Origin of the sequence: Pleomorphomonas carboxyditropha, from assembly GCF_002770725.1 — a bacterium.
Classification (GTDB): Bacteria; Pseudomonadota; Alphaproteobacteria; order Rhizobiales; family Pleomorphomonadaceae; genus Pleomorphomonas; species Pleomorphomonas carboxyditropha.
Map to the genome: position 1 here is coordinate 236841 of NZ_NQVN01000004.1, position 14312 is coordinate 251152.

General features: G+C 68.2%; 13 protein-coding genes. 7 read left to right on the plus strand and 6 right to left on the minus strand.

The features are described from left to right. Positions 1-161: 161 nt before the first annotated feature. The 5 genes from CJ014_RS09970 (at position 162) to CJ014_RS09990 (ending at position 5772) form a co-directional block, all read left to right on the plus strand. On the plus strand, positions 162-2549 hold the full coding sequence (locus CJ014_RS09970) for a methyl-accepting chemotaxis protein (RefSeq protein ID WP_100080320.1): 2388 nt from the start codon (positions 162-164) through the stop codon (positions 2547-2549). A 190-nt stretch (positions 2550-2739) separates the two neighbouring features. Further along, a complete protein-coding gene (gene tal / locus CJ014_RS09975; protein WP_100080321.1) occupies positions 2740-3699 on the plus strand; it encodes a transaldolase in 960 nt (319 codons plus the stop codon). Positions 3700-3883: 184 nt separating this feature from the next. After that, positions 3884-4837 (plus strand): sugar-binding transcriptional regulator, encoded by a 954-nt coding sequence (locus CJ014_RS09980; protein WP_133121837.1) that lies wholly within the window; start codon positions 3884-3886, stop codon positions 4835-4837. Between the two features lie 62 nt (positions 4838-4899). Next, on the plus strand, positions 4900-5304 hold the full coding sequence (locus tag CJ014_RS09985) for a YybH family protein (RefSeq protein WP_100080323.1): 405 nt from the start codon (positions 4900-4902) through the stop codon (positions 5302-5304). 69 nt (positions 5305-5373) lie between these two features. Continuing rightward, positions 5374-5772 carry a dihydrofolate reductase family protein gene (locus tag CJ014_RS09990; protein ID WP_100080324.1) on the plus strand — a complete coding sequence of 133 codons (399 nt, stop codon included), beginning with the start codon at positions 5374-5376 and terminating at the stop codon, positions 5770-5772. Between the two features lie 218 nt (positions 5773-5990). Here the strand turns inward: CJ014_RS09990 and CJ014_RS09995 are convergent, their stop codons facing one another. Then, positions 5991-6689, minus strand: a complete 699-nt coding sequence (locus CJ014_RS09995) for a beta/alpha barrel domain-containing protein (RefSeq protein WP_100080325.1) — start codon at positions 6687-6689, stop codon at positions 5991-5993. A 227-nt stretch (positions 6690-6916) separates the two neighbouring features. Continuing rightward, positions 6917-7462 (minus strand): DUF2680 domain-containing protein, encoded by a 546-nt coding sequence (locus CJ014_RS10000; RefSeq protein WP_100080326.1) that lies wholly within the window; start codon positions 7460-7462, stop codon positions 6917-6919. Positions 7463-7661: 199 nt separating this feature from the next. On the opposite strand from CJ014_RS10000, the gene CJ014_RS10005 reads away from it, so the two are divergent. Continuing rightward, positions 7662-8375, plus strand: coding sequence for a response regulator (locus CJ014_RS10005; protein WP_100080327.1), 714 nt, complete (start codon positions 7662-7664; stop codon positions 8373-8375). After that, the gene (locus CJ014_RS10010) at positions 8372-9685 is read left to right on the plus strand and encodes an ATP-binding protein (RefSeq protein WP_100080328.1); all 1314 of its coding nucleotides are present in this window, start codon (positions 8372-8374) and stop codon (positions 9683-9685) included. Before CJ014_RS10005 ends, CJ014_RS10010 begins: the two co-directional genes overlap by 4 nt. A gap of 68 nt (positions 9686-9753) precedes the next feature. Here CJ014_RS10010 and CJ014_RS10015 read toward each other — a convergent pair whose 3' ends face one another. Genes CJ014_RS10015 through CJ014_RS10030 form a run of 4 tightly spaced genes read right to left on the minus strand, consistent with a single transcriptional unit; the run spans position 9754 to position 14183 of the window. After that, the gene (locus tag CJ014_RS10015; protein WP_100080329.1) at positions 9754-10761 is read right to left on the minus strand and encodes a DUF4340 domain-containing protein; all 1008 of its coding nucleotides are present in this window, start codon (positions 10759-10761) and stop codon (positions 9754-9756) included. Between the two features lie 21 nt (positions 10762-10782). Beyond that, entirely contained in the window at positions 10783-12657 is a 1875-nt protein-coding gene (locus tag CJ014_RS10020) for a Gldg family protein (RefSeq protein ID WP_100080330.1), read from the minus strand. Between the two features lie 9 nt (positions 12658-12666). Then, on the minus strand, positions 12667-13413 hold the full coding sequence (locus tag CJ014_RS10025) for an ABC transporter permease subunit (RefSeq protein WP_100080331.1): 747 nt from the start codon (positions 13411-13413) through the stop codon (positions 12667-12669). 29 nt (positions 13414-13442) lie between these two features. Then, entirely contained in the window at positions 13443-14183 is a 741-nt protein-coding gene (locus CJ014_RS10030) for an ABC transporter ATP-binding protein (RefSeq protein ID WP_100080332.1), read from the minus strand. Positions 14184-14312: the final 129 nt, after the last annotated feature.

Here is a 14312-nt window from a genome sequence, read left to right on the forward strand (position 1 = left end):
CCTCGGACGCCCGCGTTTCGCAAACGATTGCAAAGTCAGCAAATTTTCGCGTTTTGGGAGTGTTTCATCCACTTTTTCTTTACCCGGCCGCCGCACAGTGGCGGGCATGCGCGTGGAGCCTGCGCGCCGTCTCGTGGCGGGCGCCAATCCGGGGGGAGAAGATGTCGCTCACGGCTTTCCTGTCGAACCGTTCGATCTCGATGAAGATCGGCGGTGGTCTGATTTCCCTCGCGGTGCTGGCCGCCATCGTCGGAGGCGCCGGTTTCCTGGGCCTCAACCGGCTGGGCCTCGCCGTCGACATGACGTCGAAGTCGGCCTCGGTGCTGGCGACCGTCAACGACGCCGGCAACGCCGTCACCACCTTCATCCAGAATCGCGACAACGGCGCCGCCGCCGAGGCCAACCGCCTGCTCGACCAGGTCAACGCCAGTCTCGACGCGCTCGGCGGCAAGGCCGATACCGGCCTTGCCCCGGCCTACGCGGCCGTCGGCCAATTCCGCGCGTCGATCGGTGTCCTGTCCTCGTCGTCGGACACCGTGGCCGCCACCGCCGCCACCACCATGGAGCTCTTGTCCAACATGCAGAGCCGCGCCGGCCAGATCGAGTCCGACGCGGCGGCCAAGGCCAGGGACTTCCAGACCAAGGCGGCCGACGCGGCCAAGGCGGCCAACACGGCGGCCGACCTCGCGGTCGTCGCCTACAACATCGAGGCCCACGTGCTGAAGGCCAACGAGGCGCTGGCCAAGTTCGCCGCCGACAGCGACGCCAAGAACGTCGCGGCCGCCTCGCAGTCGGTGACGTCGGCGCGCATGCTGGTCGACCAGATCCGGGCGCTCGGCACGTCCGACGACATCCAGGCGCAGGCCAACGCCATCGAATCGACGGCCCAGGGGCTCGGCGCGCTGTTGCAGGGCATGAAGGACAGCGCCAATCCCTTCTCGGTCGAGCAGAAGCGCATCTTCGTCCTGGACCGCCTCGCCACGCTGACCAAGGGCACCGAGGAGATCATCCGCCTCGCCGGCCAGCAGCGCGACGGAGCCGTCGCCAACATGCAGACCTCGCTCACCGACGCCGACAAGGCGCGGCAGCTTTCCGAATTCGCCACCGCCTTCGGCGCGGCCATCGACACCCTCGCCCTGCAGACCACCACCTACCGCTACGATCCGGAAGCCATCAGCACCAAGATGCTGCTGAAGGCGGCCGACGCCGCCAAGGAGATCGGCCAGAAGATCGTCGCCGCCGGCGGCGTCGATCCCTCCAAGGACATCGACCGCTTCAAGGAGGCCTTCACCAAGCTGATCGATGCGTCGAAGGCCTTCATGGGCGCGCGCGAGGAGTCGCGCAGCCAGTCGGCGGCCGCCATCTCGGCGATCAAGACGGTGGTCGACGACCGCGCCGCCGCCGCCAGCCGCAATCGTACGTCGAGCACCTTCACCATGTCCGGCACGCTGGGCGTCGCGCTGGTGCTGGCGCTGATGATCGGCATCGTGCTGTCGCGCCTGATCACCCGGCCGATCACCAGCCTCACCGCCGCCATGCGGCGGCTGGCCACCGGCGACACCGACATGGCGCTCGACCTCGCCGGCCGCCGCGACGAGATCGGCGGCATGTTCGGGGCGGTGCGGGTGTTCCGCGACAACGCCATCGAGCGCCGCCGCCTCGCCGAGCAGACCGAGGCCGAACAGCGGGCGCGCGAACAGCGGCAGGAGACCATCGAGGGCGTGATCAACGACTTCCGCCTGGAGATCGAGCAGCTCGTCGGCCTGGTCGGCGGCAACGCCGACCAGATGGAGGCGACCGCCCGGGCGCTGGCCGCCATCGCCGAGGAGGCGCGCGAACGCGCCGGCACCGCCGCCTCGGCCTCCGAGCTCGCCTCCGACGGCGTCCAGACGGTGGCCGCCGCCGCCGAGGAGCTGTCGGCGTCGATCGGCGAGATCTCGCGCCAGACCGACACGGCGACCGCCGTCGCCCAGCGCGCCACCGGCGAGGCGAAGAAGACCGACGCCACCATCTCCGGCCTTGCCGACGCGGCGACGCGCATCGGCAACGTCATCACCCTCATCAAGGCGATCGCCGAGCAGACCAACCTGCTGGCGCTCAACGCCACCATCGAGGCGGCGCGGGCCGGCGAAGCCGGCAAGGGCTTCGCCGTCGTCGCCGCCGAGGTGAAGAACCTCGCCGGCCAGACCGCCAAGGCCACCGAGGAGATCGCCTCGCAGATCGCCCAGATCCAGTCGTCGACCGGCGAGGCGGTGGCGGCCATCCGCGCCATCTCCGACATCATGGGCGAGGTCGACCGCACGACCAACGTGATCGCCACCGCCGTCGGCGAGCAGGGCCACGCCACCGCCGAGATCTCGCTCAACGCCCAGAAGGCGGCCGGCGGCACCAAACAGGTGGCCGACGAGACGCAGGCGCTGACCCGCGTCGTCGGCGAGACGTCGCAATCGGCGAGCCAGGTGCTCGCCGTCTCCAACGACATGAACGATCAGGCGACCCGGTTGCGCGAGGTCGTCGAGCGCTTCATCAACAGGGTGATGGCGGCCTGACCGGTTTTCGGGGGGAGAGGGAAGCGGGCGGGCTCCGACAGGGCCCGCCCGTTCCATTTGTCGCTTGAAAATGCAATTAATTTCTTTTTATCAGTTTCTTGCATTTTAAAGGGCGAGGAGCCATAGTTCTGGAGGACGGAAAGCGGCCGCCGCACCGGAGAAGGCATCGGCCGGATATGGAGTTGAGGATATGGCTTCCAAGCTGGATCAATTGCGCGAGATGACCGTGGTGGTCGCCGACACGGGCGACATCGACGCCATCAAGAAGTTCAAGCCGGTCGATTGCACGACCAACCCGACGCTGGTGCTGAAGGCCATCGGCCTGCCGGCCTACGAGCCGATCCTCGCCGACGCGGTCGCCTGGGGCAAGAAGCAGGGCGGCACGCAGGAAGCGGCGGTCAAGGCGATCGGCGACCGGCTCGCCGTCGCCGTCGGCACCGAGCTCACAAAGCTGGTCGAGGGCCGCGTGTCCACCGAGGTCGACGCCGACCTCTCCTTCGACACCGCCGCCACCGTCGAGAAGGCGCGGGCCATCATCGCCGCCTACAAGGCCAACGGCGTCGAGCGCGAGCGGATCCTGATCAAGGTCGCCGGCACCTGGGAAGGCATCCGCGCCTCGGAGATCCTGCAGAAGGAAGGCATCGACACCAACATGACGCTGATCTTCGACATCGCCCAGGCCATCGCCTGCGCCGATGCGAAGGCCTTCCTGATCTCGCCGTTCGTCGGCCGCATCCTCGACTGGTACGTCAAGGCCGAGAACCGCACCTTCACGCCGGACGAGGATCCGGGCGTCATCTCGGTCCACGGCATCTACGACTACTACAAGGCGCACGGCATCCCGACCGTGGTGATGGGCGCCTCCTTCCGCTCGCAGGGCGAAGTCGAGGCGCTGGCCGGCTGCGACCGCCTGACCATCTCGCCGGCCCTGCTCGACGCGCTGGCCGCCGACAACGGCACGCTCAAGCGCGCGCTGTCGCCGGACAAGCCGGGCCCGAAGCCGGCGGTGGTCAACCTCGACGAAAAGGCCTTCCGCTGGGCCATGAACCAGAACCCGATGGCCACCGAGAAGCTGGCCGAAGGCATCCGCCTGTTCGCCAAGGATCTCGGCGAGCTGCGCAACATCGTCGCCAAGCGCTTCGTCGCCTGACGGCCGGCTATCTGCCTGCGCATCCGCCGTTCGATCGGCCGGTTCGGCCCGATCGGCGGATGCTTCAAGGCCGGGGGCGCCTCAAGTCGGTGCCCGCCGGCTCCTCCCCGGGCCGGCACGTCGACGACGGACGACGTGCCGGACGCCGGAGACGGTGATTTCCTCCCTCCAAGGCGAGCGCATCATGCCCCGGCCCCGCCGCAGCGAAGACATGATCGTCGAGATCGCCCGCCTCCGCTATGAACAGCGCCTGCCGCAGACCGAGATCGCCCGCCTGCTGGAAATCTCCGAGGCGACCGTCAGCCGGGCGCTGAAATCGGCGCTCGACCTCGGCTACATCGAATTCCAGGTCACGCCCAAGGCGTTCCGCGACGGCGCCGCCGAGCAGCGCCTCAAGGCGCATCTCGGCCTTCGCCTCGCCGTGGTCGTCGAGAACCGGGCCGGCGCCCATGCCCCGGCCGATACGCTGGGCAAGGCGGTGGCCCGCGTCATCGAGGACACGCTGAAGAGCGGCGACGTGCTCGGCGTGTCCGACGGCGCCACGGCGGCCGCCATCGCCGCCGCCGCCCGCCGGCCGCCGGCGCGCGACCTCAACGTGGTGGCGCTGGTCGGCGGCGTCGGCGCGCCCGAGCACTATACCCATTCGTCCGAGGTCTGCCGCCGCCTTGCCGCCGGGCTCGGCGCCCAGGCCTGGCAATTGCCGGTGCCGGCCATCGTCGACGATGCCGGCGCGGCGCGTCTGCTGCGCGAGACCGGCACGGTGCGCGGCGTCTTTTCGATGATGGACCGCATGGCCGTCGCCGTGGTCGGCGTCGGCGCCATCTCGGCCACCGCCATGGTGTTCCGCGAGGGGTTCATCGCCCCCGGCAAGCTCGAGGAGATCCGGGCCCACGGCGCCGTCGGCACCATCTGCGGACGCTTCTTCGGGCGCGACGGCCGGCCGGTCGGCACGGAATTCGACGACCGGACCCTTTCGATCTCGCTCGAACGCCTTTCCCGCGTGCCGCTCGCCATCGCCGCCGCGCTGTCGCCCCAGAAGGCCGAGGCGATCCGCGCCGCCGTCGCCGGCGGCCTCGTCAACGCGGTGGCGACCGATGTCGAGACCGCCGAGGCGCTGATGGCGTCACCCTCCGATTGATGCTGACAGGCGCCGTCGCGCCGCTGGCCTAGCTTCCCCTCGTCAATTTTTGGGAGGCTGTCATGACCATTGCCGACGACATTATCACCCTCGAGAAAGCGGCGCTCGACCGCTGGTGCGCCGGTGATCCCGACGCCGCCCTGGCGCTTTCGGCGGAGGACGTGACGTATTTCGATCCGTTCCGGGACAGCCGTCTCGACGGCCATGCCGCGCTGGCCGAGCTTTATGACGGCATTCGCGGCCAGATCGATGCGCCGCGCCACGAGATGATCGAGCCCAAGGTGCAGGTGGTCGGCGACGCCGCCGTGCTGACCTTCCGCTTCGTATCCTGGAACGGCAGCGAAGGCACGCGCCTGGCCTGGAACTGCACCGAGGTCTATCGGCGCGATGCCCAGGGCTGGCGGGTCATCCACACCCACTGGTCGTTTACCGGCGCCGGCCTTGCCGCCAAGCAGGCGGACGCATGAGGCCTATTGGGTTTTCCGCGTAGCCGTTGTTATGCTGGGTAACAGTCGCAACAGCGGGCGGATGGAATCATGGCGGATGTGAGGGCTATCTGCGCGATCGGTCAGCGCGGCCAGATCGGGCTCAACGGCGAGTTGCCCTGGGAGGGCAATCCCGGACGCGAATTCGTCGCCGATGTCGAGCGCTTCTACGAGCTGACGCGCGGCCACGTCATGCTGGCCGGGCCGCACACCATCTCCACCCTGCCCGGTTTCATGCAGTTCGACCGGACGCTCTGCCCCGTCCGCTCCGGCGACCGGCCGGAAGAGGTGTTGGCCCGCTTTGCCGACCGCGTCGTCTACGTCGCCGGCGGGCCGGCGGTGTGGGAAGCCTACGCGGCTTTCATCCGCCACTGGGACATCAACCGCCTGCCCTACGACGGCCCGGCCGACCGCTGGTTCAAGCCGGACTGGCTGGTGGCGACGCGCTGAAATGTCATCCGGCGGCCAGCAAAAAGGCACCGGAGCCATGCCCCGGTGCCCTTATTGTTTCCAGAACCACGAAAAAACGTTTCTGAAACCGCGATGCGCCGGCCTTTGTTTCCGTCTTGGAGCGCCATTCGATCCGATTGAATCAGATCGGCGCTCCAAGTCATCGTTTCGAAAGCATCATCTTTTCGATCCTCGTTTCACTCCGGTCGGATGATGCCCTAGAGACTTTTCAGCCACGCCATGCGCTTGCCGAGGTCGGGGGCGTCGAACACCAGCTTGCCGGCGACGATGGCTTGCGCGCCGGCCTTGCGCAGCACCGGAACGGTATCCTCGCGGATGGCGCCGTCGGCCACCAGGACAATCCGGTGATCGGACGGTACGCCGGCGATGTATTTCTGCGCTTCCTCGAGGCGTTGCGTGGCCGACTGGCTGATGCCCTCGCGCTCGCCGATGCCGGCCCCGAACAGGGTGACCAACTGCACGCGCGGCAGATGGCGGATCAGCTTGGCGACCGGCGTGTCGACCTTCAGCACGACGCCGGCGACCAGGCCGAGCTCGTTGATGCGGGCGATGCCGCTGTCGGTGAGCAGCGTATTCTCGGCGTGGATGGAGATGGCGTCGGCGCCGGCGGCGGCAAACTGGTTGATCTGGTTGATCAGCGCCGGCTCGCCCACCATCAGGTGGACGTGGATGGGCTTGTCGGTGATGGAGCGGATGCGGGCGACGATTTCCGGAAACATCAGCAGCGTGTCGGCGAAAACGCCGTCCGACGCATCGATGTGGATGACGTTGGCATAGGGTTCGACGCGGGCCACTTCGTCGGCGATACGCAGGAGATCCGATGACCACATCGAGAATTCGGTGATCAGGTGGTCGGTCGGGAGGCGGTCGATCCATCCGGCGGCGGGGCGGTTCATCAGGCGATTCTCCGGGGTCAAGCTATGCACGGCACCAGGCGTGCCGACGGCCCTCGCCGGCTGGCACGCCGTGTTCAAGATTGCGCACAAGTACTTGGATAGCACTAGTGCTTTCGTAGCGAGGAGCGCTTTTTTCGCGGCAAACGGGCCGGAGCATAGCTCCCCTGCCGATAACGCAAAGCGGCGGGGCAAGGCCCCGCCGCTCGGCTTGCGATCGGATGTTTCCGTCAGGCGACCAGATCGAACAGGTAGCTGGCGCTGCCCGACGAACTCGAGGAGCCGTCGGCGCCGTAGGAGGTCTGGCTGTTTTCGGCGAGAGCCTCCTGGAGCTGCTTCAGGATGTCGGCGATCGTGGTGCCGGACGACGAGCTGTCGTCGGCAGCGTCGGCCGACTGGCCACCCTCGGGAGGCGGTCCGGGAGGCGGACCGCCGGCACCCTGCGGCCCGCCGGCGCCCTGGGCGGCCTTGGAAAAGGTCTCGTCGAACACCTTGGCGAGTTCGTCGGCCTGGTCGGAGGTCAGCGTGCCGGCGTCGACCTGCTGCTGGATGAGATCGGCGATCTTCTCCTGCATCTCGTCGGGCGATGGCGGCTTGCTGCCGGAGGTCGCGTTCGATCGGTTGCCCGACAGCGTCTCGTCGATGCTTTCGAGCGCGGTGGCGAGCGCGGACTGGTCGCTCGACTGGATGCTGCCGGTGCTGATGTCGGACTGGAGCGTCGACTGCAGCCGGGCGAGCGGCGACTGGTAGGCACTGGCGGAGGAAATCGAGGTCATGTTTACCCTCGGGCTAGAGTCTTACGCATTACTTCGACGAGCCAAGCGCCCGGTTCGTTAACGACCGGTAACCAATGGGTTGGCGCGGTAACCATGCGTTTCGGCGGTCACAAAAAGAAACATATGGATACAAAATAACTGTCGGGCCCGGCCGCCCGAATGCTAAAGCTCGGCCGTTGAATGAGGATGGCCTTTCTTCATGCAGAACCACATCCTGCTGGTCGAAGATGACAACGACATCAATACGCTGGTCTCGCGCTACCTGAAGGCCAACGACTGCCGCGTATCTGTGGCGCGCGACGGCCGCGAAATGGATCGCATCCTGACGACCTCGCGCGTCGACATCGTGCTGCTCGACATCATGCTGCCCGGCGAGGACGGGCTCAGCATCTGCCGGCGGCTGCGCAACACCTCGACCATCCCCATCATCATCCTGTCGGCGCGCGGCGAGGAGATCGACCGGGTGGTCGGCCTGGAGATCGGCGCCGACGACTACGTCGCCAAGCCGTTCAGCGCCCGCGAGCTCTTGGCGCGCATCCGGGCCATCCTCCGGCGAAGCAGCCTGCCGGCCGCCAAGGCGACGCGGTCGGAAGCGCGCCGCCTCAGCTTTGCCGGCTGGGTGATCGACACCCGCGAGCGCAGCCTGACGACGCCGTCCGGCGCCAAGGCGACGCTGACCGGCGCCGAGTTCGACCTGCTGGTCGCCTTCGCCGAGCGGGCGGGCATCACGCTCAGCCGCGACCAGCTCCTGGAGCTGACCCAGGGCCGGCTCGCCGCGCCCTTCGAGCGGTCGATCGACATCCTGGTCAGCCGCCTGCGGCGCAAGCTCTCGCCCGACGACGAGAAGTCGGAATTCATCCGCACCATCCGGTCGGAAGGCTATCTGTTCACCCCGGAAGTGACGGCCTCATGATCGGCAGGATCCTGCGCCTGGTCTTCGATTCCGTCGCAGGCCAGGTCATCGTCCTGCTGGTGCTGTCGATCGCTGCCATGCACGGGGTGCTGACCGCCTATTTCTTCCTATCCAACCCGAGCACCATGTTCGCCGCCACGCCGGGCGAGACGGCCGGCGAGATCGGCGCGGCCGCCCATATGCTGGCCGCCGCCAGCCCGGACGAGCGGCCACGGCTCCTGGAGCTCTTGAAGGGCTCGCTGCCGTCGATCGCCGCTTGCAGCGCCCCGGTGCCGGAGGCGGCCGACAAGGTCAGGTTCGGGCCGCTCGCCGCCCGCCTCGGCGACGCCGCCACCGCCCGCAAGGTGTTCGACGGCCGGCCGGGGCCGGGCGACGAATTCGTCGGGCCGCTCTTCCTGGTGCTGAAGGACGGGACCTGCTACCGGCTCGAGCTGCCCGAAGGCGAGGCGCCGCATTTCTTCGGTCCGGGAACGACCATGCTCGGCTTCCTGCTGATCACCACGGTGGTGCTGGTGAGCTGGGCGATGGTGGTGATCATCGGCCCGCTCCGGCGGTTCGAAGCCGCCGTCGAGCGCCTGCGCGACATGCGCTCGGAAGTATCGGTCCCCGAGATCGGGCCGCGCGAGCTGCGCTCGGCCATTTCCGCCTTCAACCGCATGCGCGCCCGCATCGGCAAGCTGATGGCCGAGAAGACCGCCATGCTGGCCGCGGTCAGCCACGATCTCCGGACGCCGATCACCCGCCTCAGGCTGCGCGCCGAGTTCATCGACGACGAGACGATCCGCGAGCCGATGCTGGCGGATCTCGACCATATGGCGGCGCTGGCGCAGGTGGCGCTGGTCCATCTCTCCGGCACCGACAGCCCGGAGCCTTTCGACCAGACCGACCTGCCGAGCCTGTTGCAGACCATCGCCGACCAGTTCGCCGATCTCGGCCACGCGGTTTCCTACGAGGGGCCGAGCCGGCTCGCCGCCCGCGTCCGCCATCGCGACATCCTCAGGGCGGTGAGCAATCTCGTCGAGAACGCCGTGCGCTACGGCGACAAGGTGGTGGTGTCGCTGAACAAGCTGCCGGGCCGCCGGCTGGCCATCGCCGTCGCCGACAACGGGCCCGGCATACCGGCCGCCGAACGCGAGCATCTGCTCGAGCCCTTCGTGCGCGGCGACAGCGCCCGCGGTTCGCTGCCGAACTCCGGCTTCGGCCTCGGCCTCACCATCGCCCGCGACGTCGCCGAGGCGCACGGCGGCTCGATCGTGCTGGCCGACAATCCGCCGCATGGCCTCCTGGCCACCCTGGAAATCGAGGGATAGCCATCCCCGAAAGAATACGGCCGGCGTATTTCCCCGCCGGCCGTTCATTCCTTCCAAGCCGACCTCCGTCAGCCTTCCTTGGCAAGATTCGCCACGGTCCAGCCGAACATCTCGGTGTGGATGGTGTTGACCTTGAACTCGTAGCCCGCCGCCTTGTCGTTGATCGCCTTGGCGGCATCGGCCGCCTTGGGATCGACCGCCTCGGCGGCGATGCGGATCCAGCCCTTGCCGGCATCGTCGGCCGCCGGTACCGCCGTGGCGGTCACGGTAAGACCGTCGGTGGTCTCGTAGCGCAGGCGCGTCGTGTTGCCGATCGACGCCGGCGTTTCCTTGCGCACGTCGGTGAAGTCGAAGCCTTGCAGGAAGGCGGTGACGCGGTTGGCCTTGCCCTCGTCGGGCGCCTTGCCATCCGGCAACGCCGCCGGCAGCAGCTTGTCGCCCGTTCGCGTGAAGTCGACGGAGGCGCCGGCGGCGTCGGTCAGGGTCACCTTCGCCAAGGTCGCCGGCTTGATGTCGGTGATACGAGCGTCGAACCAGTCGGCGCGGGCGGTCGGCATGTCGAGCGAGCCGCGCACCAGATAGGACTGCGGGTTGCCGTCGAGACGGACATACTGGCCGCCGCGGCTGCCGCCCACCGTATAGTCCTTGGTGCCGGCATAGACGGCGGCGACCGGCTTGCCCTCCTTGTCGAGCAGCGCCACCTTGGTCGCCGCGCCGTCGTCCGCCGCCGGATCGGCAAGGCCGAGGTCGACATAGCGGTCGGGCTTGTCGGTCTTGTCCTCGTCGATGGTCAGCGTCGCCAGCGACGACACCAGCTTGCGCACCGTGTCGAGCCGAGCCGGATAGCCCGAGGCATCGACGAAGCGATCGCCGTCGCGCGTCAGCGTCGTGGTGGTCTTGCCGGCGGTGATGGCCAGGCTTTCGATCGAGGCGGATGTCCTGACGAGGTCGGGCAGCAGCGCCCGGCCACGGTCGGCGACCGCGCTGTCGGCGGCGGTTCCGCCAGCCACCACCACGGCGGCCGCGACGGCGGCGGCGGTGACGACGGCAAGGCCGATGAGCGATTTCGGCGTCATGTTTGCAACTCCTCGCGGGGATCAGGCTTTGCGGACCGGCACCGGCCGCCGGGGCCGGCGCAGGGCGAAGACGAGGGCGATAAGCGCCACCGCCGCCGGCACGACGCCGATGATCAGGATCATGATCCAGTTCTTGAGCCGCGCGACGTCGGCGCGGAGGTTGTACTGCACCTCGCGCAGCTCGGCGCGGGCCGACAGGAGATCGGACTTGAAGGTCTCGATCGCCTTGGCCTGCTCGGTGGAGACCAGTTCGCCCTCCTTGGCCTCGCCGGTGGAGGAAGCGTCCTTCAGCTTCTTCTCGGTGTCGGCGATGCGCTGCGTCAGCTCCTGCTGCTTGGCGAGGAAGCGTTCCTCGGCGGCGCGCTCCAGGGCGTCGATGCGGGTGAACGGCCGCCAGGAGACGGTCCGGCTGCGCAGATCGGCCAGCGCCACGCCGCCGGCCATCTGCTCGACGGCGTTGAGCAGGAAGTCGCCGTTGTTGGCGAAGGCCTGCGCCACCTCGCGGCCGAGCACGTTCTGCTTCTGCAGCCAGTTGCGGTCGGACAGCATGTCGGCGTCGCCGACCAGGATGACGTTGGGCGCCGAGGCGCTTTCCTTGACCGGCGTGCCGTCGGCCGCCGAATCCTTCGGCTTGCCGTCCGGGAAGGCGGTGTGCAGCTTGCCTTCGAGGCGGGCGGCGACCACCGGGCGACCGCCGGCCTTTTCGATCTTGGAGAGAAGGGCGCGCGGGTCGCCGTAGGGATCGGCCGCCTCGCCGGCCGGCAGAAGGCCGGCGTCGGCGGAGGCGTACATCAGCGGCTTCAGCGTCGCGTCCTTGCCGGTGGCGGTGAAGGCGCCGGCGGTGGTCATGACCACGGCGTTGAGCTTGGAGGTGACCGCGTCGCCCCGGTCGAAGCCGTCGTCGTGGATGGCGAACCAGGGATAGTTGGCGACCTCGGCCTGGCGGCCGCCGATGTTGCGGACGGTGCGGATCGCCCAGTCGGGATCGCCGATCGCCTTCTTGGCATCGAAGCCGACGCCCCAGGCATCGAACATCTTCTGGAAGTCGGTGGCGTTGTTCTCGGCCGGCACGCCGGGTTGCGGCCCGGCCTGCGTCTCGGCGAAGGGGTCGGCGAACACCAGCGTGGCGCCGCCCGACAGCACCCACTGGTCGAGCGTGTAGAGGGTGCGGTCGCTGAGCTTCTGCGGCTGCACCACCAGCACGACGCGGGTGTTGTCGGGCAGCTTGTCGATGTCGCCGCCGACCGTCTCGACGCTGTAGGTCTCCTTCAGCATCGCGAGGATCTGGGCCGGCTCCTGGCCGGTCATCGGGTTGCCGGCCATGCCGAGGCCGTCGAGAAGCGCCACCACCGGCTTCTTCGGCTGGCCCAGCTCGGCGACGAGGCGCGTCAGGTCGTATTCCAGGAAGGCCTCGCGGTCGGGCGTGAACACCGGAATGTTGGCCGAGCCGTTGGTCGAGTTGGTGGCGGCGAGACCGAAGTAGATCGGGTCGGAGGTGCCGTCGAGGCTGATGCGGTTGATGCCGAGGCCGACGGCGCGGTCCTCTTCCTCCGAATAGGGCTGCGGGTCGATCACCTCCAGGGTGATCTTGCCGTGCGACAGGCTCTCGTAGGTGTCGAGCATGGCACGGACGCGCGACGCGTAGGCGGACAGCGCCGGCGCCGCCTCGTGCAGGCCGGCGGACATGAACAGGCGCATGTGGATCGGCTCGTCGAGCTTGTCGAGCATCGCCACCGTGCCGTGCGAGAGCGAATAGAGGCCGCCGTCGGTGAGATCGATGCGGCTCGAACGGAACAGCGTCGCCGACAGCGAATTGACGGCGAGGTAGAGGATGACCGCCAGGACGGCGCCGACGGCGACGAGACGGGATTTCGGGATCCGGTTGAACTTCGACATCGCGGAACCTCAGGCGGCTTTCTTGGCGTCGACGACCTGGACGTTGATCCAGAGCGCGAGCACGATGGTCGACACGAAAAGGATGACGGCCGGCGCCTCGAGGACGCCGCGCGTCAGCCGGTCGAAGTTGGTGATGAAGGACAGCGACTGCACCAGGTCGACCACGAAGGCCGGCGCCCAGCCGCGCAGCGCCGCCAGCACCAGGTTGGTGCCGGACATCACCAGCAGGAACGACACGATGGCGGCGAGGATGAAGGCGATCACCTGGTTCTTGGTCATCGCCGAAACGCAGGCGGAAATCGCCAGGAAGGCGCCGGCCATCAGGAAGGAGCCGATGTAGCTCGCCGCGACGATGCCGTTGTCCGGCGAGCCGAGGTAGAGCGTCACCAGCCAGAAGCTCATGGTGAGCACCAGCGCCACCGCCGTGAAGGCCCAGCCGGCCAGGAACTTGCCGATCACCACCTCATGGGCGCGCACCGGCAGCGTCATCAGGAGTTCGATGACGCCGGAGCGGCGCTCGTCGGCCCAGAGTCGCATGCCGATGGCCGGCATCAGGATCAGGAACAGCCAGGGATGCCAGGCGAAGAACGGGCCGAGGTCGGCCTGTCCGCGCTCGAAGAAGCCGCCGGCGAAAAAGGCGAGGCCGGCCGAAAGGGCCAGGAACACCAGGAGAAACACGGCAGCCAGCGGCGTCGCGAAATAGGCGCGGAACTCGCGGCCGAACACCAGCGCGATGGTGCGGAAGGAGGTTTTCATCTCGGATCGTCTCCGGAAGGGAAGCGGCGTCAGGCGGCCTTGCTGCCGGTGATGGAGCGGAACACGGCTTCGAGCGTCGGACGCCGGCCATCGACGGCGGCAGCATCGAGCAGGGCGGACGGGGTCGCGTCGGCCACCACCCTGCCCTCGTCGATGATGACGACGCGGCTGCAGATCGCCTCGACCTCCTCGAGGATATGCGTCGAGATGACGATCGCCTTGCCCGGCGCGATGGCGGAGATCAGCTCGCGCATGTCGTGCTTCTGGTTGGGGTCGAGGCCATCGGTCGGCTCGTCGAGGATCAGCACTTCCGGGTCGTGGATCAGCGCCTGGGCGATGCCGACGCGGCGCTTGAAGCCCTTGGAGAGCGCGTCGATCGGCCGGTTCCACACCGCGGCGAGATTGACCCGCTCCACCATTTCGGCGAGGCGCTCACCGAGCGCGCTATTCGCGAGGCCGCGCATGCGGCCGACGAAGGCGAGGAAGTCGGCCACCGTCATGTCGCCATAGGCCGGCGCGCCCTCGGGAAGATAGCCGAGGCGGCGGCGGGCGGCGATCGGGTCGGCGAACACGTCGTGGCCGGCGATCGAGGCGGTGCCGGCGTCCGGCTCCAGAAAGCCGGTCAGCATCTTCATGGTCGTCGACTTGCCGGCGCCGTTGGGGCCGAGGAAGCCCACGACCTCGCCGCGGCTCACCTCGAGGCTGACGCCGTCGACGGCGCGCAGTCGCGAAAACGTCTTCACCAGGCCGCTGGCCTGAACGAGTTGCATGCCTTTTCCTCCAGCGTTCGAAATCGTCCATCCGGGGTGCGCGTGGCGCCGAACCGATGCCGGCCGCAGCTACCACAGGCGGGCAAGCAGGGATATCGGATTCTTGGCAAAATCGTGTTCAAAAACAGA

Excerpts from the sequence above, each read along its gene's own strand:
- CJ014_RS09970 (WP_100080320.1), top strand. The coding sequence starts at position 162 with ATGTCGCTCACGGCTTTCCTGTCGAACCGTTCGATCTCGATGAAGATC.
- tal (WP_100080321.1), top strand. The coding sequence starts at position 2,740 with ATGGCTTCCAAGCTGGATCAATTGCGCGAGATGACCGTGGTGGTCGCC.
- CJ014_RS09980 (WP_133121837.1), top strand. The coding sequence starts at position 3,884 with ATGCCCCGGCCCCGCCGCAGCGAAGACATGATCGTCGAGATCGCCCGC.
- CJ014_RS09985 (WP_100080323.1), top strand. The coding sequence starts at position 4,900 with ATGACCATTGCCGACGACATTATCACCCTCGAGAAAGCGGCGCTCGAC.
- CJ014_RS09990 (WP_100080324.1), top strand. The coding sequence starts at position 5,374 with ATGGCGGATGTGAGGGCTATCTGCGCGATCGGTCAGCGCGGCCAGATC.
- CJ014_RS09995 (WP_100080325.1), bottom strand. The coding sequence starts at position 6,689 with ATGAACCGCCCCGCCGCCGGATGGATCGACCGCCTCCCGACCGACCAC.
- CJ014_RS10000 (WP_100080326.1), bottom strand. The coding sequence starts at position 7,462 with ATGACCTCGATTTCCTCCGCCAGTGCCTACCAGTCGCCGCTCGCCCGG.
- CJ014_RS10005 (WP_100080327.1), top strand. The coding sequence starts at position 7,662 with ATGCAGAACCACATCCTGCTGGTCGAAGATGACAACGACATCAATACG.
- CJ014_RS10010 (WP_100080328.1), top strand. The coding sequence starts at position 8,372 with ATGATCGGCAGGATCCTGCGCCTGGTCTTCGATTCCGTCGCAGGCCAG.
- CJ014_RS10015 (WP_100080329.1), bottom strand. The coding sequence starts at position 10,761 with ATGACGCCGAAATCGCTCATCGGCCTTGCCGTCGTCACCGCCGCCGCC.
- CJ014_RS10020 (WP_100080330.1), bottom strand. The coding sequence starts at position 12,657 with ATGTCGAAGTTCAACCGGATCCCGAAATCCCGTCTCGTCGCCGTCGGC.
- CJ014_RS10025 (WP_100080331.1), bottom strand. The coding sequence starts at position 13,413 with ATGAAAACCTCCTTCCGCACCATCGCGCTGGTGTTCGGCCGCGAGTTC.
- CJ014_RS10030 (WP_100080332.1), bottom strand. The coding sequence starts at position 14,183 with ATGCAACTCGTTCAGGCCAGCGGCCTGGTGAAGACGTTTTCGCGACTG.